The sequence below is a fragment of the uncultured Thiothrix sp. genome (assembly GCF_937873765.1).
Classification (GTDB): Bacteria; Pseudomonadota; Gammaproteobacteria; order Thiotrichales; family Thiotrichaceae; genus Thiolinea.
Genome location: NZ_CALMZC010000038.1, coordinates 40,658 through 59,253 on the forward strand (window position 1 = coordinate 40,658; position 18,596 = coordinate 59,253).

Genomic DNA, 18,596 nt, shown 5'->3' on the forward strand with positions numbered 1-18,596 from the left:
CACTTTTTTAGATGTTTAATCTCGCCGATACTGCCGTCATTCGACTCAATAGAAGTAAAATCATGACACAACATGACGAACAATTACACGCACTAGAGAGCGCTTACACCCACTTCGCTTTGGATGAGGCTTTGCGTGCTTTACGCGCCCATTTCAGTGGACGTATTGCCTTTTCGACCAGCCTTGGTTTAGAAGATCAAGTCATCACTGATGCGATTTTCCGTAATCATCTTGATGTCGATGTGTTCACCTTAGATACGGGGCGTAATTTTAAGGAAACTTACGATACGCTCGCTGAAACGGTGAGACATTATGGCAAAACGATTCGTGTAATGTATCCGCAAACCGAAGTAATTCAGCAATATGTGAGTTTGAAAGGCATTAATGCGTTTTACGAATCAGTCGAGCACCGTAAAGAATGCTGCAATATCCGCAAGATTGAGCCTTTGAATCGAGCATTAGCTGGGGCTGAGGTTTGGATTACGGGCGTACGCGCGGCACAGTCGGGTTTTCGGGCGAATATGAAGTTTTTTGAATGGGATGCGCAACGGAGTTTAGTGAAATTCAACCCGCTGTTGAAGTGGAAAACCAAAGACTTATGGGCTCATGTGAAAGAGCATCAAGTACCCTACAACAAACTGCATGATCAGTATTTCCCGAGTATTGGTTGTGCGCCTTGCACTCGTGCAGTATCGGTGGGTGAAGATGAGCGCGCCGGTCGATGGTGGTGGGAAAGCCATAACCAAGAATGTGGCCTACATGATGGAACCGTGAGTGGAATAAGGAGTGCCGCCTAATGACTGCACCCAGCCCTAAAGCGTGGAATGTTGTTGTGCCGAATGGTTCGGCGGTCGAGCATATTAAAGATCGTAGTGATTATCTGCGTGGCAATTTAGTCGAAGATTTTCTGAATCCGATTACTGCGGCAGTCAGTGAAGATAATGTACAGTTAGTGAAATTCCACGGCTTCTATCAGCAAGATGATCGTGATGTGCGTTTGCAGCGCCAAGAGAAAAAGCTAGAACCAGCCCATTCCTTCATGATTCGTTTGCGTGTGCCGGGTGGTGAGTTAAGCGCAGAACAATGGCAAAAAATGGATGCGATTAGTGATACTTACGGGAATCACACCATGCGGATTACCACTCGCCAAGCCCTGCAATTTCACGGCATCATCAAGTTTGAGATGAAGAAAACCATCCAAGCCATGCATGCTGCAGCTTTGGATAGTATTTCCGGTTGCGGGGATGTGAACCGCAATGTGATGTGTACACCTGACCCGAGTCTCTCACCATTGAGCGCAGAGATTTTTCCGTATGCCGAAAAGATCAGTGAGCATTTACTGCCACGCTCGCGTGCTTATCATGAAATTTGGTTGGATGAGCCAGCCGGTCGGCGGTTAGTTGCAGGTGGCGAAGCGGAAGAGGTCGAGCCTTTATATGGTAAGCATTATCTGCCGCGTAAGTTTAAAATCGCGATTACCATTCCACCCTATAACGATATGGATGTGTACGCGAATGACATTGGCCTGATTGCGATTGCTGAGAATGGCAAATTACAAGGCTTCAATGTGGCAGTCGGTGGTGGTTTGGGGATGACCTTTGGGCGCGAAGATACCTATGCGCGTTTAGCGTCAGTGATTGGTTTCTGCACACCTGAACAAGTGCTAAAAGTGTGTTATCACATCGTTGGCATTCAGCGGGACTTTGGTAATCGTCAAGATCGTAAGTTGTCGCGCTTCAAGTACACGCTTGATCAATACGGCTTAGATTGGTTTAAGCAAGAGCTGAATACGCGCTTAGGCTTTGAGCTTACACCCATCCGTCCTTTTGAGTTCACCACGACAGGCGACCGTTTTGGTTGGAGCGAAACGACGGATGGCTTATGGCATTTAGGTCTACGCTTAGAATACGGACGTATTCTGGATACTGAAACCCAACAGTTGAAAACCGCTTTATTAGAAATAGCGCGGGCTAATCTGTGCAGTTTTCGCATGACGGGCAATCAGAATCTGGTACTAGTGAATGTCAAGCCGGAAGACAAAGTCGTTATTAAAGGCTTGTTAAAGCAATACGGTTATGAGGCTGATGCGAGTCATCTCTCGGGTTTACGTCGCAATTCAATCGCTTGTGTGGCTTTAAATACCTGCCCGCAAGCGATGGCTGAAGCGGAACGCTATTTACCTGATTTGATTACCAAGCTGGAAGCTTCTCTGGATAAATACAGTTTACGCCAAGAAGACATCAAGATTCGCATGACCGGTTGCCCCAATGGTTGTGGGCGTTCAGTCTTAGGCGAGATTGGTTTAATTGGTAAGTCTCCGGGGCGGTATAACTTGTATTTGGGCGCGAGCTTCAATGGTGATCGTTTGAACACGTTATATCGTGAAAATCAGGATGAAAAAGCGATCCTAAGTGCGCTCGATGGCTTATTTGCGTCTTTTGCTAGTACGCGCCGCACTAAAGAAAGCTTCGGTGATTTTGTCCAGCGTACCATAATCGCCGCTGCTTAATTCCTCACAGAAAGCTAGCTTGTATTGACAAGCTAGCTGTCGCCCGCTACATACAAGCTTTTACTATGTGGAGATTGACAGGTGAAAGCTTTACTTCATTCCAGTTTATTCGGTTTATTGTTAAGTTTAAGTGCTGCGAGTATGGCAGCGGATTTGACCGTCAGTATGAATGCGGTTGATGAGAAAGGCATTGCGGGCGAGCTAGGCCAAGTCGTCATTAGTGAAACCCCTTATGGTCTGGTGTTTACCCCGAATTTAGCGGGTTTACCGGCTGGTTTACATGGCTTTCATGTACATGAAAATCCAAGCTGTGAACCTAAAGAAAAAGATGGCAAGATGACCGCTGCTTTGGGTGCGGGTGGGCATTATGACCCGGCGAAAACTGGCAAGCATGGTTTGCCTTGGGGTGATGGTCATTTGGGGGATTTGCCAGCCTTGTATGTGGATACTGAAGGTAAAGTGAGCACTCCAGTCTTAGCACCGCGTTTAAAACTGACGGATTTAAGTGGGCGCGCTTTAATGATTCATGCGGGTGGGGATAATCATGCAGATCACCCAGCCCTGTTAGGCGGTGGTGGCGCGCGCATGGTGTGTGGCGTGATTAAATAGTTTTTATAAGTAGGATATTCGAAGCCTTCCCTCAGAATAAGGGAAGGTCGATCAGCTTTTATTTGCCTAAAGCTTTGATTTGTTTTAAATACTGTTTGGTTTGCTCTAAGCTTGGGCTAGCAGCTACTGGGGCGAGCAATTTATCCCACAGCGCAAAGTCGATTTCCTTGATATTTTCTTTTTGCTGAGGAGCTTCCTTAAGCATATAGGTTAAATCTGCATTGATTTCTTTCAAGGCTGGAGTCACATATTGGCCTTTCGGATAGCGCTTTAGATACTCACCTTGAGTAATTTGCAGGCGATACGACATACATTCTATAAAGCCTTCACACTCGCCACCTAAGGCCGCATGAGCCGCTTGCCAAGCAATCACATCCCCGATTTGTGCTTGCTTATAGCGATCTGCTAGCTTCCAGAAACTGCGTGAGTCCACATAATAGCCGCCTGCTAATTCGTGATAAAACACTAAGCTACCCAAAGATTTAATCCAAGGCGCATACGGCAGTTTCTTTTCCTGATTGATCGGAATAGCAGACAAGCCTTGCTGTACCGCTTGCAGATAAGCGAGTTGTAAATCCCCTGCTAAATCAAGCGTTTTTGCTTTATTAGCCGCTTGCTGGGCAAACTGACTGACTTCCAGTGCATCATTGAAATTGAGAATGCCACTGTCTGTGATTTGCTCAGCTTTCCCTAATTTGCCACGAATGAGCTGTACGGCAATTTTATCCGGATTTTTTGCATCATAATCCTGTAGCAAACCACCAAACACCCATCCTTTAACTGGTGTATTTACCTTGTACCAATAATCTTTTTTAGCGCCAATCGTGGACTGAGTAGACGAGCGTTGTTGAGTCACCAGCACCGTGCCAAACGGCAACTTACCTACTTCAACCGCTGACACGGCGGGATTGGTTCGTACCCGTACTCCCGTTCCAGCAATAATTTTGGGCGCTTGATAGGCTGTACTGGTTTCCGCATAACTGGGTGTGAGCTGAGCCGCTAAGCATAAACCCAGCACACTTAAAGCTTTGAAAATGAAACGCATCTGATTACCCTCGCTAATGGTTTGGAGTCTTATTATTAACATAGATTGTGCAGACGTGCTTAGGTTGCATTTTAAATGAGGCGTGCTTCTACAGTCTGCCCTCAGCCACGAAATTCCGCTATACTCCACCCCTTTCAACACCTTAGCTCGACTTAAGATCATGACCGACCGCTTAAAAGAAACCGCCCGCCGCCGAACTTTTGCGATTATTTCGCATCCTGATGCGGGTAAAACCACCATGACTGAAAAGGTCTTATTATTCGGGGGCGCGATTCAGTTGGCGGGTACGATTAAAGGGCGCAAAGCAGGGCGACATGCGACGTCAGACTGGATGACGATGGAAAAGGAGCGGGGGATTTCGGTGACTTCTTCGGTCATGCAATTCCCTTACAAAAATCACATCGTCAATTTACTTGACACCCCCGGCCATGAAGACTTCTCGGAAGATACTTATCGGGTTTTGACCGCAGTCGACTCAGCCCTGATGGTGATTGATGTAGCCAAAGGTGTTGAAGAGCGCACCATCAATTTGATGGAAGTCTGTCGCTTGCGGGATACCCCCATCATGACTTTTATTAATAAGCTCGACCGCGAAGGCAAAGAGCCGATTGAGTTACTAGATGAAGTCGAAACCGTTTTAAAAATTAAATGTGCACCGATTACTTGGCCGATTGGTATGGGTAAACGCTTAAAAGGCATTTATCATCTTTATCAAGACAAAGTGATTTTATACAAGCCAGATACTGAGCGTCGCCAAGAGTACGAAGAAATTCAAGGCATCAATAATCCAGCACTGGATGAGAAAATCGGTACGCAAGCCCAAGAATTGCGTGATGAAATTGAATTAGTCCAAGGTGCGAGCCATGAGTTTGATTTGCAGGACTATTTAGATGGCAAACTCACGCCCGTTTATTTCGGCACGGCTTTAAATAGCTTTGGCATTCGTGAGCTGCTAGATGATTTCGTCGCGAATGCACCTGCTCCCCAAGCGCGTCCCACCACGACACGCAAAGTCGAGGCAAATGAAGATAACTTCACCGGTTTTGTCTTCAAGATTCAGGCGAATATGGATCCGCAGCACCGCGACCGCATCGCTTTTTTGCGGGTTTGCTCGGGCAAGTTTGAAAAAGGCATGAAAGCCAAGCATGTGCGGATTGGTAAGGATGTGAAAATCCCGGATGCGCTTACTTTCATGGCCTCCGACCGCGAGCACGTAGAAGATGCTTATCCGGGCGATATTATCGGCATTCATAACCACGGTAGTATTCGCATCGGTGATACCTTCACAATGGGCGAAAACCTGCAATTCACAGGCATCCCGAACTTCGCCCCTGAACTCTTCCGCCGTGCTCAGCTCAAAGACCCGCTGAAAATGAAGCAACTCCAAAAAGGCTTAGCGGAACTCTGCGAAGAAGGTGCTACTCAGCTTTTCAAACCACTACTGAATAATGACCTGATTCTAGGGGCAGTCGGTGTGCTGCAATTTGATGTGGTCATGCAACGCTTGAAAGATGAATACAAAGTTGATGCGATTTTTGAAGGCGTGAATGTGACCACAGCGCGTTGGGTTTCTTCCGATAATGAGAAAAAGTTTGAAGAATTCAAAACCAAGGCTGCACAGAATTTAGCTTATGATCATGCGGGTGAATTGGTGTATATCGCGCCCACACGAGTGAATCTGCAAATGGCGCAGGAAAAATGGCCAGAGATTAAATTCAACTCGACGCGGGAGCATGGGGTGGCGGGCTAAGTTGCCACTGCCTGAGCTTTAGCCAGAGCTACGCTGTTGCTCGACATAGGCTTTTAGGACTTCATCCATACGGGTTTGCCAGCCTTTGCCCGTTGCACGGAAATATTGCGTAACCTCTGCGGATAGCCGCACGCTAATTCGCTCTTTGGTGACTTCGGCTTTGGGGCGGCCGCGTGTAATCACGAGCCTAGTGCCTTGTGTATAAGCTTCATGATGTTTACCACGAACCGCCCCCGAAAAATCATATTCGGCTTTCATGTCTTCAAGCTTGTTCATATTGTTTCCTTTCATGGCGAGTGGCTGGACGCGCACTAATTAAGCGAATGGCTGCAGGTTGACGCTCGGTATAAGACACTACGAGTAAATGACCCTGTGCCGAGCGTCCGATACTGAGAAAGCGAAACTCTTCTTTAGAGTGTTCTGGATCAAGCATGGTCAACTCAAGTGGGTCAGAGAAAATGCTCATTGCCTCAATAAAACTAATACCATGCTTTTTCTCATTGATAAGTGCTTTAGTGTCATCCCATTCAAACTCGAGCATTTAGCTAATTCTCGTTGCAGTCTGTATTTTATTTATTGTATATACACTATTTAAGCTGTCAAATGCGGATTCCAAAAAAACAAAATTTTCGCCGCCGCTACGCGGCGGATACGCTTGCCCTTGAGGCAAGCTAACCAGCAGAAGACAGTATGCAGAAAGCAGCCAACCACTAGCAGGGACAATTCACAATCCGAAAACCCAGATTGTCGTTCCGAAGAGAAGGATGAATCCAGAAACGAACCGCACACCGCAAATTAACAGAGGCATTGAGCCAAGAGCCGCCGCGCCGTACTCGAGAATTTTCTGATAAATCCGGTGTAATTACCTCAGACGAGTCAACTTTATTTAAACACCATTCCCAAACGTTACCCGCTATATCCATCGCTCCAGAAGGTGCTTGCCCTTGCGGATAAATGCCTACAGCGGAGGCTTCACCCAGATTATCCTCAGCATTGCAATACGAAGATTTGAACTCGACTCCCCAAGGATATTCGCGCCCATCGGTACCGCGTGCAGCTTTTTCCCATTGTTGCTCAGTCGGCAAATTAATATTTAAATCCGTCTTAAAAGACAACCATCGGCAAAAGGCAAGAGCTTCATACCAATCGACGCGCTCCACAGGACGATTGCTTGCTTGCCAATAGGATTGCTGGACTGTTTTAGGCCGCTTCAAGCCTTGCCACCAGCGTGGGTCAGCATACCCGTCCGCTGCTTGCACAAAGGCTTGAAATTGGGCATTAGTGATCAAGTAGCGGCTGATTTTAAAACTGGGCAAATTCAAAACCTCCCCGTCTTGATAAATAAACTCTCCTGCCGGAATGTCTAGCCAATCAATCTCTGGTAAGCCTTGTGCATCCAAACCGATGCCGAAGCGTTGATCCCAAGCAAAATGGCCAAGTAAAGTGCTGAGTGCGTGGCGCTCATGGGGATTGGGGTAGTTTTCAATATCCGTGATAGCCATTTGCCAGTTAGCGCGGAAGGGCGCGAATAAAGCAGGGTCTAAACTATTAAGCTGTTCAGCGATTTCATAGGCTAGCAGTGGTTGGGCTGGCACTAACCACTCCATCAAGGCTTGCGGCTCGGCTTCATAGTCTGCCGCCAGCTTAGCGGCTTCCTCCCAGCCATTCGTCTCCCACCAATTCGCCTTTAGCCAGATTTGCTCTGCCTGCCAGCCTTGTTCTCGATGTTCTTTGAAGCTCTGTGCAGTGAAAAATTCCTGCAAGAGTTGATGTGTAAAGCGCACTTGACCTTGGGTAATTTCCAATAAACTTGCGGCTTGAGCAAATTCTAAATGAGCCACTGGCATGAATTCAGTAGCGGCCAGATAATCCAAGGCGGTGCGCGCTTCTTGTTCGTTAGCATTGGTGGTTTGTAAAGCCCAAGCTAATTGGCGTAGCTCAGTTTCGAGTAAGTCCGTCGTCGGTAACTCAGCCTTAGCTTGGAGCTTGCCTTGCTCGTGCAGCTCACGGACGAGCAGCGCCTGCACAAAGGTTTGGAATAAAGCCACCCGACTCGCTGGTAAAGCCCCTGCTTCGGCATACAGCAAGGTAATCAAGTTCAGTAAATACGGATTGACTGCAAGCTTTAATAAACTACGTGGATTTTTTAGCTGACTCTGGCGAGTGTCATCCCACCAATAGTTTTCCCAAAACCAACCTTCTGGTTCAGCCTCTCGCCAGAAGTGCTGCCAATCGGCGGGTGTATAAGGTCGCCAGAAATTCCGCCATCTAGTTTCCCAGTCAGGGCGATGCGTGTGCCAGCGTCGCCAAGCTTGCTGCATTTCCGTACCGGCTAATTGCCAAAACAAAGCCTCAGCATCCTGTTGGCCGCGCCCGCGACCTTGTTGGGCAAAAAACGCAAAGTAATTTTGCAGAAAGCGCTGAATCTGTGGGGGCTTGAGTGGCTCTAGGGTTAGTCGGTCTAAATGTTGCTCCATCTTGGCATAGTCGCGCTCCCGACAGGTCAAAACCAGATAAGGAAAGTCTTCAGCCAGCCAAGCGCGTACTTGCGCTAATTTATGGGTTTGCTGCTCATGCGGAATTTCATTCAAAGCATCTAATAAGGGCAACAAGCGCCGCTCGTGACACAAACGCGTAAACTCCTGCGCTAAAACCCCCATCTGCTGTACCACAAAAGCCTCTAAACTTTGCTCAGGCTGTGTCCATAAATTCAGCGGAATCACCACGGGCAGCGGAGCGCGTTGGTTTTTTAACGCAGCTTGCGCATATTCAGCCGCTATGCGCCACAAGGAAAAGGTTTTGCCCGCCCCCGGTTCGCCTAAAATCACCACGCGTTGATAACGGCGAAAGGCTTGTAGTAAATCGGTGTGAGTTTCAGTAGTTTGTGCAGTGGGTTTTGCTTTAGCCATTAAATAAGGCTCATGCCTATATAAAGTTGGCATCCACTCACCCAAATCGAGCTGCGAATGCTTACAAAAATCAGCAGCCAGACTAACATAGCCGCGCATCACTAAAGGAATGCGGCGCTTATCTTGTAGCAGTGTTTGCAAATACTGCTGTTCTAATTGCCGAGCAGGCTTGGGTGTCAATAAACGGTGTAGCGCAGTGGTGATAGACTTACACCAGCCTTGCCACCAACCCAGCAATAAAACCACGAGCGCTAATAGGAGGCTGAGGACACTACTTTTTTTATCCGCCGTATCCAGCGCATCATCGCCTTGGGCAGCTTGAAACCAGCTTACTAGGCTCAGCAAGGTATCTTGATAAAGCCAAGCTAAACCGCCCAATAACGAGACTAATAAAATTCGACATAAGCCCACTTGCGGCATTCAAGACACTCCAAACCCAAGTCTAGCCATTAATACCACAAATTTGGCTATTTCTTGAAATACTCCACTCCTGTCAAACCTTCAAAATCATTATCCTGAGTCAATACCCTAGCTTGGTACTGCTGAGCAGTCGCTAGAATAATGCTATCTGCCATCGGCATTTTATGCTCTACAGATAATTTCGCAGCACTCAAGGCAATCGACATATCCAGATCTATGACAGTCCCTTGAGCCATAATGGCAACAACTTGCAGAGCGGCATCTTCACCACTTTGTTGGAGGGTGCGTTTGAATACCTCAAAAATGCTAATCGAGGGAACCAAAAGTTGTTCAGTATCTTCAATAGCAGCCGCGAAATGCTCAGCATTCTTACCATCAGCGAAGTATTCTAGCCAGCCACAAGAATCCACGACTTTCATACCCGATCACCCTCACGCTCAACCGTGGTATCAATGCCTTTGAGAAAGCCTCGCAGTTCTTTAGCGGTTTTAAATGGAATCAACTCAATGCGATTGCCATAACGCAGTACCTGTAGCTTTTGCCCGGCTTGAATTCCCATCGGCTCACGAATGGCGCGGGGAATTACTACCTGAAATTTTGGTGAGATAGTCGCGAGTTGCATAAAAAGCTCCTTATACCTTAGATCGATTAGATTAGTGTAATACGTTTTTCTGGTTAGTACCAAAAATATAAAAAACGTAAAACCATTCTACTCTAAACAGCTCGAACTAGTATCCACCAATCATCGGCTCTAGCGACCTCCTTCCTAACAATTTGCTACTGTTAAATTCCCTAAATGCATTATAAAAACAAAGCTATGACCAGCGGACTTTTAATCTTTTTTGCCCTGTTGGGTGGTCTCGCGTTTTGGGGTATCGCGCTGTATAACCAGCTCGTGATGCTCAAAAATAATACGGATAAAGCTTGGAGTAATATTGCGGTACTGCTCAAGCAGCGTAATGAAGAATTGCCAAAGCTAATCACGGTCTGTAAAGAGCATATGAAATATGAAAAGGATACCTTGCAACACGTGATTGAGGCACGCAGCCAAGTCGCCAGCGCCATGAATAGCGGCGACTTAGGTGCTTTAGGTGCAGCCGAAGAGCAATTGCGGATAGGTTTAGGCAATTTATTTGCAGTGGCCGAAGCTTATCCCGAATTAAAAGCCAGCCAAGGTTTTTTACAATTGCAACGGCGAATTACTAGTTTAGAAGACAGCATCGCGGATCGGCGTGAGTTTTATAATGATGCAGCCACGATTAATAATATCCGCATTGATCAATTTCCTGATTTACTGATTGCACGTCCTTTAAGTTTTAAGCCTTACCGCCTAATGACCTTTTCAAGTGCAGAAAAAGCGGATGTGGATGTAGCCGCACACTTTCAATCCTAAATGCAAGACATTGGCGTTTTTGATTGGGAGCAGGTAGCACGTAATCAGTTTGCGGCGGTGTTACGGCGTGCGGGTCTACTCAATTTTGCAGCGCAACTTAAATTTGTACCGCTGTGGTTGCTGCTTTGCTATCTGCTGATACTTAAAACTGAGCCGATTTGGTTGTTGCTGCCCGCTGGTTTGAATTTGTGGTTTGCAATTGGTTTTTTTAAGCGCTACCGCTTAATGTTGGATACGCCGCATTCGTTTATTAATCATAGCGCTCAAGGTTATCTGTCTTTACGTGGGCGGGCTTTTCTACCAACGGGTGAAGCGATCCGTGGGTTAGCTAATTTACCCGTCACTTTGTGGATTCCGGGGTATATCGAAGATCAGCCCTTCGTGTTGGATGATGGGTATGGGCGTTGCCTACTTTATCCACGACAGGCGGAGATTATTACGAGTCCTGCCGATACCCATTTCGATTGGCTGCATGCTATTTACCCCGGACAAGAGCTTTATGTCCTCGGTGATATGCGCACCCTTAAAGCGGATAATCATCAACCAATGCGCCAGCGGATAGCCGAACTCTTAGCTCGCTGGAAATTGAGACCCAAAGTCCTGCTAGAGACTTATGACACCAATGGGAATGGGCGCTTGGATGAAGCGGAATGGCAAGAAGTGTGTAAAACAGCCGCTCGTGTCGCTCAAGAGGATTTTCTGGATGAGCAACACACGGTCGGCACACATGTGATTGAGCAATCGAGCGGTGGACGCTTGTTTATGATTACTAATTTGCCACCCGCACGTCTAGCTCATCGCTATCGACGGGCGATGTGGATGCATAGTGCTGCTTGGTTAGGTTTAATGCTGATCATGTATAGCGCGAGCCTTTAAGCTTATTGGCTTGCAGCGTGGATTCCTCGGTATAATAACCCGATAGGCGCTTTGCCCTAATTCGCTTGATAGGTAAGCCATTATGTCTAAATTGTTGCTGTCTTCTTCTCTACTGGCGGTGTTGCTCAGTTCTTTAGTTCAAGCAGACACCAGTACCATTGATCAAAGTTTTTTTAATGTCGGTGGCCCTAGTAAAACACCTGCCACAGTAGCCGTAGCCACTCCAACCGCTGCTGGAGTTAAACAAGACGACCCTATGCCTGATCCTGCCTTGTTTACACAGGTCAATAATTTATCTGAGCAAACCAGCGATAATGCCGTGGATATTTTTGGTTTAGGCAAACGTGCAGCAGCTTCGAGTGAAAATACACCTAGTACGGTCGTTGCTCCTGATGGAACGATAGTAGCAGCAACACCACCAACCCATCAGTCGGGGATGCCTGATCCTAGTCTATTCACTAATCCGGGTACACCTAACGAGCAAACTCGCGACCATCCATTCAAACTGTTTTAATCAAATCCTCGCTTCGGGGCTGATATACTGCTGCGTAGTCAACCCCGAAGGATTTGCATGAAAGATGTCATCATTGTAGGCGGTGGCCTAAAAGGCATGCTGACCGCCTTATTCCTGCATGATGCAGGGCTGAAAGTTATGCTAGTCGACCAAAACGAATTAGGTCGAGAATCGTCTTGGGCAGGTGGTGGTTTAATCACGCCTTTATACCCTTGGCAGGCTAGCGCATTTGTGAGTGCTTTGGTAAAGGATAGCCAAAAGCATTATCCGGCTTTGTGTGAGCGTCTGTATCAGGAAACGGGCATTGATCCACAATGGATTCAGTCTGGCCTACTGATTACTGATACCAGTCAGCAGCAGGCAGCACAAGCTTGGGCTGAGACTTGGGGTTATCAGTTGCAGTTGTTAGAGGGGCATATCTTGAAAGCTAATGAGGCATATCTCAGTTCCGCTTTTAAACAAGCCTTGTATTTTCCAGAATTAGCGCAAGTCCGCAGCCCCCGTTTAAATGCAGCTTTACGCGCCATGTTACGCATGCGTCCAGTGTTAGTAAGTCAGCACCTCGCTGTACAGCAATTACATATTGTAAATGGGCAAGCAAGCGGGGTTTATATTGGTGATGAATTATTCAAAGCGCATAAAGTGATTTTGACGGCTGGTGCTTGGACTAGTGCGTTTGCTGAAGTCCAAGATAGCGAGCTGCAATTACGTCCCTTGCTGGCAGAGTCAATTATGTTCCGTACCCCCAATCAGACGCTACAACGCATGATTGTGCATAAGGATTATTATCTGATTCCGCGTAAAGATGGTCGAATTGTGTGTGGCTCGGTATTTTCTTCCCAAGGCTTAGAGAAATCCCTAAGTGAACAAGCACAGGCAGCATTGCGCGAAGTGGCAGTGAGCTTAATGCCCGACTTGGAAGAACTGCCGATCCATAATCATTGGAGTAGCTTACTGTCGTTCTCAGAAAATGATGAACCCTTCATGGGTGAGCATCCCGAGATTCGTGGCCTGTATATTAATGCAGGACACGGCAGTAATGGGGTTGCTACCGGCTTAGGTTCAGTACGTGCCTTAGTTGCACAAGTACTGACCTAAATTAGCCACGCCGCATTTTGGCAAAATCGAGCATACGCTGGGTGGAGCGTAAAGCCTTCACCCGGATTTCTTCATCCACGAAGATCTCGTTTTTGCCCGTTTCCAAAACTTGTAGCAGATTGTGTAAGCCATTCATTGCCATCCACGGGCAATGTGCACAGCTTTTACAAGTCGCGCCTTCACCCATCGTAGGGGCAGCAATAAATTCTTTATCCGGTGCTGCTTTTTGCATTTTGTAGAAAATGCCGCTATCGGTTGCCACAATAAAACGCTTATTGGGCAAGGTTTGCGCCGCTTTAATTAACTGCGTAGTCGAACCAACAGCATCAGCGAGCTTAATCACTTTTTCAGGTGATTCTGGATGCACTAGTACACCGGCATCTGGATATTTTTCTTTCATGTCGGCTAAAGCTAAATGCTTGAATTCGTCATGCACGATACAAGCACCCTGCCACAGCAACATATCTGCCCCTGTGACTTGTTGGATATACCGACCTAAATGCCGATCCGGTGCCCAGAGAATTTTCTTGCCTTGTTCGTCCAGCCAAGAAATCAACTCAACTGCAATACTGGAAGTCACCACGTAATCAGCACGTGCTTTGACCGCTGCACTGGTATTGGAGTAAACGACCACCGTACGATCTGGGTTGTCATCACAGAATTTATAGAAGGGTTCAGCAGGGCATTCTAAATCTAAAGAACATTCTGCCTCTAAAGTGGGCATGAGCACGCGCTTTTCAGGATTCAGAATTTTCGCTGTCTCGCCCATGAAGCGCACACCGGCAACAATCAGCGTTTTAGCCGGATGCTCATTCCCAAAGCGGGCCATATCTAAAGAATCAGAGACATAACCACCCGTTTCATCAGCTAGCTCTTGTAGATCGCGATCGACATAATAATGGGCGACTAAAACCGCATCCTGCTCTTTAAGCTTTTGAGCAATTTTGGCTTTAATTTCAGCCTTTTGTTCAGGGGTATAATGTGGGCGTAAGGACTCAACCTGAGCCGTAATCGGAATCTTAATTAAAGGAACACGAGGTGTTTTGGCAGTCATGGCGAACTCTTTGATTCAGTAATCGCAATAAGTGTTAAGCATGGGCTAGAACAGATTAGGATTCAAGCTCCCACTTGCTAGGCTTGAGCTGAAGTCTGCAAGTTTAGAAAGCTTCTTCTTCCACTTCCTCCGCTTTCGGTTCCAAAGATAGACCCTCTAAAGCAGACAAACGTTCGGCGGGTTTAACGGCTTCACCGTTGCCTGTAGCGGTATTATCTGGAGAAAGATTAATGCGCAGTTTTAAATTACTAGCCGAATCCGCATTGCGTAAGGCATCTTCTAAGGTGATTTTCTTCTCACGATAGAGGCGATATAAGTGCCCATCGAAAGTCTGCATGCCTTGCTGTTCAGATTTTTCCATAATCTCCTTAATCGCGCCTACATCACCTTTTATAATCAAATCACGCACTATAGGCGTTCCCAATAAAATCTCAATCGCCGCCGTGCGCTTACCTTCTATGGTGGGAATCAAACGCTGAGAGATAAAGGCTTTTAAATTAAGGGATAAATCTTGCAAGAGCTGATGGTGACGCTCTTCAGGGAAGAAGTTAATAATCCGATCTAGGGCTTGATTCGCACTATTCGCGTGCAGTGTAGATAAGCATAAGTGTCCAGTCTCAGCAAAAGCGAGGGCATGCTCCATGGTTTCACGGGTGCGAATTTCCCCAATCAAAATCACATCCGGTGCTTGGCGTAGGGTATTTTTTAAAGCATCTTCATAGCTATCAGTATCGACGCCGACTTCACGTTGACTGATGATTGATTTACGGTGTGGATGCACATATTCGATGGGGTCTTCGATCGTAATGATATGCCCATCAGAATTGCGATTACGATAATCGATCAAAGCTGCTAGTGAAGTCGATTTCCCAGAGCCGGTACCGCCCACAAACAGAATCAAGCCGCGTTTTTCCATAATGACGTTTTTTAGGACTTCAGGCAGGCCAATCTTATTGGCATCTGGGATTTCAGTTTTAATATTCCGAATCACCATCGCCACTTTATGCCGTTGCTTGAAAATATTGACCCGAAAACGCCCAATTCCCTCCTCGCTAATCGCTAGATTCATCTCTGGTTTGTGTTCAAACTGCTGGCGCTGATCAGCATCCATGAGTTCATAAGCCATCGTATGTACATCTTCAGGGCTTAAGCGTTCACGGGCTAAGGGTTTGAGCGAGCCTTGAAATTTAGCGGCGGGGGGCGCATCAGCCGTGAGATATAAATCGGAGCCATCACGAGTCGCGAGAATGCGTAAATAATCTTTTAAAGCCATCTTAGAGGATCTCTTATTTTTATAATTAATGCAGATTATTGTAACAGTAATTCCCCCAAAGTTGAGTTCAGCTCGTCTGGACACCTATACTTTATGCAGTTATTCAGAGTCTAAATTATGAATTTTATTAAACTACTTGCCTTTGTTCTTAGCCTAAGTTTGCTAGCCAGCTTGTCGTCTTCTGCTTGTGCTGCTAATCCATCTGCTAAACAACGTCCACGGATTGGTTTAGTGTTAGGCGGAGGTGGTGCTGCAGGTATTGCGCATGTGGGTGTTTTAAAGATTTTAGAACAGCAAGGCGTGCCCATTGATGTGATTGCAGGGACGAGTATGGGGGCGATTGTAGGCAGTTTATATGCGGCTGGTTATAGAGCCGAAGAGCTAGAAAAAGTCGTTAAAGAATTAGATTGGCCGGGACTTTTTGAAGATCAGCAAGCCCGGGAAATGCAAAGTTTTCAACTCAAACGCGATAATGCGGGGTTTTTTAATACGGCTGAAGTGGGGATTAAGGATAAACCCTTAAAGCTCCCTGATGGTTTAGTGAGTGGGCAAAAACTGATGTTTGAATTGCGGCGCTTATTAGAGCGCGTGGCACAAGTCGAAGATTTTGACCGCTTACCGATTCCTTTCCGTGCTATTGCCACTGATATTGAAACGGGTGAACAAGTCGTCTTACGCAAAGGCAATTTAGCCACGGCGGTACGTGCTAGTATGTCGATTCCGGGCGTTTTCTCACCCATCACGATTGATAATCGGGTACTAGTGGATGGCTTTGTGTCGAACAATGTGCCAGTGGATGTCGCTAAGCAAATGGGAGCGGATATTCTGATCGTGGTGAGCTTGCCTTATAAATTTGAAAAGCGGGAGCAATTGAATTCTGCGGTAGCAGTCACGGTGCAGGCTATGCAATTCCTAACTGCTAAAAACAGTTTGCCGCAACTAAAGGGCTTAAGCGCACCGAATATTGTGATTGAACCGGATTTAAAAGATATTGGCTCGCTCTCCTTTAATCGTGTGCGTGAAACAATTCCGATTGGGGAAAAAGCAGCACTTGCTCAACTCGGTGCCATTAAGCGTTTAGCGGCTTATGTACCTAATTACCAAGAAACGCAACGAGCCAAACGCAAGGTGGATGAGCAAGAAGAGCAAGGTATTCGTGATGGGCATGTGGCAAAAATTATTTTAGAAAATAACTCGAGTCTCAAAGATAATATTCTCCTCAAGCGCTTAGGGATTAAAGAAGGCGATGCTTTAAATATCGAGCAATTACAGCGTGGCTTAGACAGTGTACACGGTTTAGGCTATTTCGATATTGTTGATTACAGCTTAACGCCTGCGGGTAAAGATTTATACGATTTACATGTCACTGCGCGGCAGCGCTCTACTGGAGATCAACGTTTAAGGTTTGGTTTCACCTTAGATGATAATTTTGAAGGCGATGCCAGCTATCAGATTGGTGTGCGGCATGTTATTAAAGGTGCGACTAGTGCTGGCACGGAATTACGGGATAGTCTAATTGTTGGTGATCGTTTACATGCTGAGACTCAAGTCTTGCACCCATTGAATGATCGTCAAGGTGCTTTTATTGATGCGCGGGCTTGGCATGATCGCCAAGATTTTTATGAGTATGTAGATAAAGAGCGTTCAGCAGAGGTGCGTTTAGGTGAAACTGGCCTCGAAGTGAATTGGCGAGCCGATATTGGCGCAGCCAGTGAAGTGAGTGCAGGTGCGATTTATAAAAATCTCACCCCTGACATTAAAACCGGTAAGCTCACTTTCCCGGGTGAATCCTTGCAAATTGCTGGCCTTGAGCTAGCTTACAACGCCGACACTTTAAATGATGCTGATTTTCCAAATCGTGGTAAGTGGCTACAAGCCGAGTATATGCATGGTTTTAAAGCCATCGGCGCCGATGTGGAGTTTGACCGTCTTAAACTAGCAGGTGGTAAAATTTGGACAAAAGATAAACATCGCTTTACTTTAAAGGGCCAACTGGCTAGTACTTTCCGCGATGATACTTTTATCACCGAACAAATTACTTTAGGGGGTTATAATAGCCTTTCTGGTTTATCCCCCAATCAACTACGCGGGAATCATGCGGCGCTAGGGCGTGGGACTTATATGTATGAGCTTGCAGATTACCCAAGGGTCGCGAAGATCTATGCGGGTGGCTCTTTGGAATTAGGCAATACTTGGGAAAAAGCTAAAGATGTTAATTGGGGGAGCTTATTGTTATCGGGTAGTTTATTTGTAGGTATGGATAGTCCGATTGGCCCTGCTTTCATTGGCTTTGGGCACACAGAGGGTTATGAATCAAATATTTATATGCATGTAGGGCGTAGTTTCTAAATCATGCGTCTGGATCAATTCGTTGGCCAAGCTCTGCAGATTTCGCGTAATGAAGCCCAAAAGCTAATTAGTGCCGGAGTGATTAGCATCAACCATGAGATAGTGACCAAAGCACCTACGAATATATCTGATAATGCCCAAGTTTATTATGCAGAAGAGCTACTTAGGTTACCGGGTTTGTTGTATCTCATGCTACATAAACCCTTGGGGGTGATTAGTGCGACAGAAGATACAAGTCAGCGCACGGTCTTAGATTTAATCAAGCATCCCCATAGGCGTTTGTTGCATCCGGTGGGGCGCTTGGACAAAGATACGACTGGTCTACTCTTACTGACTAATGACGGGCAGTGGTCACATCGGATTACTGCGCCGCGTCAGCACGTGCCCAAAGTTTATCTAGCCCAATTGGCTGAGCCTTTAAGTGATTTGGCAGCTCAACAACTCTTGCAGGGCGTACTCTTACATGGTGAGGCTCACGTAGTCACTGCCTCTAAAGTCGAAATTATTCCCAAACAACAAGTGCGTTTAACGATTCATGAGGGTAAATACCATCAGGTCAAACGCATGCTGGCTGCGGTGGGAAATCGTGTTGAAACTTTGCATCGTGAGCAGATCGGTGCTTTAAGCTTAGATCCTAAACTACCAGCCGGTGCATGGCGCTTCTTAACTCCTTCAGAAATAGACTTAGTGTTCGCTTTCCAAAGCTAGCCTTCAAGTTTATGAAGTACCATGTGTTTTATAGGGTTAGTTGAGTGACGTTCATAAGCTTGACTATACTCAGCCAATACCCGACTAAA

General features: G+C 46.5%; 18 protein-coding genes. 10 read left to right on the forward strand and 8 right to left on the reverse strand.

Features of this window, described 5'->3' with window-relative positions; genetic code table 11:
* Positions 1-62 precede the first annotated feature (62 nt).
* From Q0307_RS10480 to sodC, 3 genes are all read left to right on the forward strand, one after another.
* Complete coding sequence (locus Q0307_RS10480; RefSeq protein ID WP_298660277.1) at positions 63-797, forward strand: phosphoadenylyl-sulfate reductase; 735 nt, start codon at positions 63-65, stop codon at positions 795-797.
* Entirely contained in the window at positions 797-2,509 is a 1,713-nt protein-coding gene (gene cysI / locus Q0307_RS10485) for an assimilatory sulfite reductase (NADPH) hemoprotein subunit (protein ID WP_298660279.1), read from the forward strand. The genes Q0307_RS10480 and cysI overlap by 1 nt, the downstream gene beginning before the upstream one ends.
* A gap of 81 nt (positions 2,510-2,590) precedes the next feature.
* Entirely contained in the window at positions 2,591-3,118 is a 528-nt protein-coding gene (sodC, locus tag Q0307_RS10490; protein WP_298660281.1) for a superoxide dismutase [Cu-Zn] SodC, read from the forward strand.
* A 58-nt stretch (positions 3,119-3,176) separates the two neighbouring features.
* Here the strand turns inward: sodC and Q0307_RS10495 are convergent, their stop codons facing one another.
* Positions 3,177-4,163, reverse strand: a complete 987-nt coding sequence (locus Q0307_RS10495) for an SH3 domain-containing protein (protein WP_298660284.1) — start codon at positions 4,161-4,163, stop codon at positions 3,177-3,179.
* Positions 4,164-4,323: 160 nt separating this feature from the next.
* On the opposite strand from Q0307_RS10495, the gene Q0307_RS10500 reads away from it, so the two are divergent.
* On the forward strand, positions 4,324-5,913 hold the full coding sequence (locus tag Q0307_RS10500) for a peptide chain release factor 3 (protein ID WP_298660286.1): 1,590 nt from the start codon (positions 4,324-4,326) through the stop codon (positions 5,911-5,913).
* Positions 5,914-5,931: 18 nt separating this feature from the next.
* Here Q0307_RS10500 and Q0307_RS10505 read toward each other — a convergent pair whose 3' ends face one another.
* The 5 genes from Q0307_RS10505 to Q0307_RS10525 form a co-directional block, all read right to left on the reverse strand.
* Complete coding sequence (locus Q0307_RS10505) at positions 5,932-6,189, reverse strand: BrnA antitoxin family protein (RefSeq protein WP_298660288.1); 258 nt, start codon at positions 6,187-6,189, stop codon at positions 5,932-5,934.
* Positions 6,176-6,454, reverse strand: a complete 279-nt coding sequence (locus tag Q0307_RS10510) for a BrnT family toxin (RefSeq protein WP_298660290.1) — start codon at positions 6,452-6,454, stop codon at positions 6,176-6,178. The genes Q0307_RS10505 and Q0307_RS10510 overlap by 14 nt, the downstream gene beginning before the upstream one ends.
* A gap of 169 nt (positions 6,455-6,623) precedes the next feature.
* Complete coding sequence (locus tag Q0307_RS10515) at positions 6,624-9,242, reverse strand: SUMF1/EgtB/PvdO family nonheme iron enzyme (RefSeq protein ID WP_298660292.1); 2,619 nt, start codon at positions 9,240-9,242, stop codon at positions 6,624-6,626.
* A 47-nt stretch (positions 9,243-9,289) separates the two neighbouring features.
* Positions 9,290-9,661, reverse strand: a complete 372-nt coding sequence (locus Q0307_RS10520) for a type II toxin-antitoxin system VapC family toxin (RefSeq protein WP_298660294.1) — start codon at positions 9,659-9,661, stop codon at positions 9,290-9,292.
* The gene (locus tag Q0307_RS10525) at positions 9,658-9,864 is read right to left on the reverse strand and encodes an AbrB/MazE/SpoVT family DNA-binding domain-containing protein (protein ID WP_298660297.1); all 207 of its coding nucleotides are present in this window, start codon (positions 9,862-9,864) and stop codon (positions 9,658-9,660) included. The genes Q0307_RS10520 and Q0307_RS10525 overlap by 4 nt, the downstream gene beginning before the upstream one ends.
* Positions 9,865-10,059: 195 nt before the next feature.
* Here Q0307_RS10525 and Q0307_RS10530 point away from each other — a divergent pair, with 195 nt between their 5' ends.
* The 4 genes from Q0307_RS10530 to Q0307_RS10545 all read left to right on the forward strand — a co-directional run bounded on the left by Q0307_RS10530 (position 10,060) and on the right by Q0307_RS10545 (position 13,123).
* On the forward strand, positions 10,060-10,635 hold the full coding sequence (locus Q0307_RS10530) for a LemA family protein (RefSeq protein WP_298660300.1): 576 nt from the start codon (positions 10,060-10,062) through the stop codon (positions 10,633-10,635).
* The gene (locus Q0307_RS10535; protein WP_298660302.1) at positions 10,636-11,511 is read left to right on the forward strand and encodes a hypothetical protein; all 876 of its coding nucleotides are present in this window, start codon (positions 10,636-10,638) and stop codon (positions 11,509-11,511) included.
* 82 nt (positions 11,512-11,593) lie between these two features.
* Positions 11,594-12,025 carry a hypothetical protein gene (locus Q0307_RS10540; RefSeq protein WP_298660303.1) on the forward strand — a complete coding sequence of 144 codons (432 nt, stop codon included), beginning with the start codon at positions 11,594-11,596 and terminating at the stop codon, positions 12,023-12,025.
* A 57-nt stretch (positions 12,026-12,082) separates the two neighbouring features.
* Positions 12,083-13,123 (forward strand): FAD-dependent oxidoreductase, encoded by a 1,041-nt coding sequence (locus tag Q0307_RS10545; RefSeq protein WP_298660305.1) that lies wholly within the window; start codon positions 12,083-12,085, stop codon positions 13,121-13,123.
* Position 13,124: 1 nt separating this feature from the next.
* On the opposite strand, the gene nadA is transcribed toward Q0307_RS10545, so the two are convergent.
* On the reverse strand, positions 13,125-14,177 hold the full coding sequence (nadA, locus tag Q0307_RS10550) for a quinolinate synthase NadA (RefSeq protein ID WP_298660307.1): 1,053 nt from the start codon (positions 14,175-14,177) through the stop codon (positions 13,125-13,127).
* 103 nt (positions 14,178-14,280) lie between these two features.
* Complete coding sequence (locus Q0307_RS10555; protein WP_298660309.1) at positions 14,281-15,450, reverse strand: PilT/PilU family type 4a pilus ATPase; 1,170 nt, start codon at positions 15,448-15,450, stop codon at positions 14,281-14,283.
* A gap of 117 nt (positions 15,451-15,567) precedes the next feature.
* Here Q0307_RS10555 and Q0307_RS10560 point away from each other — a divergent pair, with 117 nt between their 5' ends.
* Both Q0307_RS10560 and Q0307_RS10565 read left to right on the forward strand, forming a co-directional pair.
* On the forward strand, positions 15,568-17,799 hold the full coding sequence (locus Q0307_RS10560) for a patatin-like phospholipase family protein (RefSeq protein WP_298660311.1): 2,232 nt from the start codon (positions 15,568-15,570) through the stop codon (positions 17,797-17,799).
* Between the two features lie 3 nt (positions 17,800-17,802).
* Complete coding sequence (locus Q0307_RS10565) at positions 17,803-18,507, forward strand: pseudouridine synthase (protein WP_298660313.1); 705 nt, start codon at positions 17,803-17,805, stop codon at positions 18,505-18,507.
* Positions 18,508-18,596 lie beyond the last annotated feature (89 nt).

What these genes read in the sequence shown, in the direction of transcription:
- Q0307_RS10480 (WP_298660277.1), top strand. Translation starts at nt 63, where the DNA reads ATGACACAACATGACGAACAATTACACGCACTAGAGAGCGCTTACACC.
- cysI (WP_298660279.1), top strand. Translation starts at nt 797, where the DNA reads ATGACTGCACCCAGCCCTAAAGCGTGGAATGTTGTTGTGCCGAATGGT.
- Q0307_RS10495 (WP_298660284.1), bottom strand. Translation starts at nt 4,163, where the DNA reads ATGCGTTTCATTTTCAAAGCTTTAAGTGTGCTGGGTTTATGCTTAGCG.
- Q0307_RS10500 (WP_298660286.1), top strand. Translation starts at nt 4,324, where the DNA reads ATGACCGACCGCTTAAAAGAAACCGCCCGCCGCCGAACTTTTGCGATT.
- Q0307_RS10505 (WP_298660288.1), bottom strand. Translation starts at nt 6,189, where the DNA reads ATGAACAAGCTTGAAGACATGAAAGCCGAATATGATTTTTCGGGGGCG.
- Q0307_RS10510 (WP_298660290.1), bottom strand. Translation starts at nt 6,454, where the DNA reads ATGCTCGAGTTTGAATGGGATGACACTAAAGCACTTATCAATGAGAAA.
- Q0307_RS10515 (WP_298660292.1), bottom strand. Translation starts at nt 9,242, where the DNA reads ATGCCGCAAGTGGGCTTATGTCGAATTTTATTAGTCTCGTTATTGGGC.
- Q0307_RS10520 (WP_298660294.1), bottom strand. Translation starts at nt 9,661, where the DNA reads ATGAAAGTCGTGGATTCTTGTGGCTGGCTAGAATACTTCGCTGATGGT.
- Q0307_RS10525 (WP_298660297.1), bottom strand. Translation starts at nt 9,864, where the DNA reads ATGCAACTCGCGACTATCTCACCAAAATTTCAGGTAGTAATTCCCCGC.
- Q0307_RS10530 (WP_298660300.1), top strand. Translation starts at nt 10,060, where the DNA reads ATGACCAGCGGACTTTTAATCTTTTTTGCCCTGTTGGGTGGTCTCGCG.
- Q0307_RS10535 (WP_298660302.1), top strand. Translation starts at nt 10,636, where the DNA reads ATGCAAGACATTGGCGTTTTTGATTGGGAGCAGGTAGCACGTAATCAG.
- Q0307_RS10540 (WP_298660303.1), top strand. Translation starts at nt 11,594, where the DNA reads ATGTCTAAATTGTTGCTGTCTTCTTCTCTACTGGCGGTGTTGCTCAGT.
- Q0307_RS10545 (WP_298660305.1), top strand. Translation starts at nt 12,083, where the DNA reads ATGAAAGATGTCATCATTGTAGGCGGTGGCCTAAAAGGCATGCTGACC.
- nadA (WP_298660307.1), bottom strand. Translation starts at nt 14,177, where the DNA reads ATGACTGCCAAAACACCTCGTGTTCCTTTAATTAAGATTCCGATTACG.
- Q0307_RS10555 (WP_298660309.1), bottom strand. Translation starts at nt 15,450, where the DNA reads ATGGCTTTAAAAGATTATTTACGCATTCTCGCGACTCGTGATGGCTCC.
- Q0307_RS10560 (WP_298660311.1), top strand. Translation starts at nt 15,568, where the DNA reads ATGAATTTTATTAAACTACTTGCCTTTGTTCTTAGCCTAAGTTTGCTA.
- Q0307_RS10565 (WP_298660313.1), top strand. Translation starts at nt 17,803, where the DNA reads ATGCGTCTGGATCAATTCGTTGGCCAAGCTCTGCAGATTTCGCGTAAT.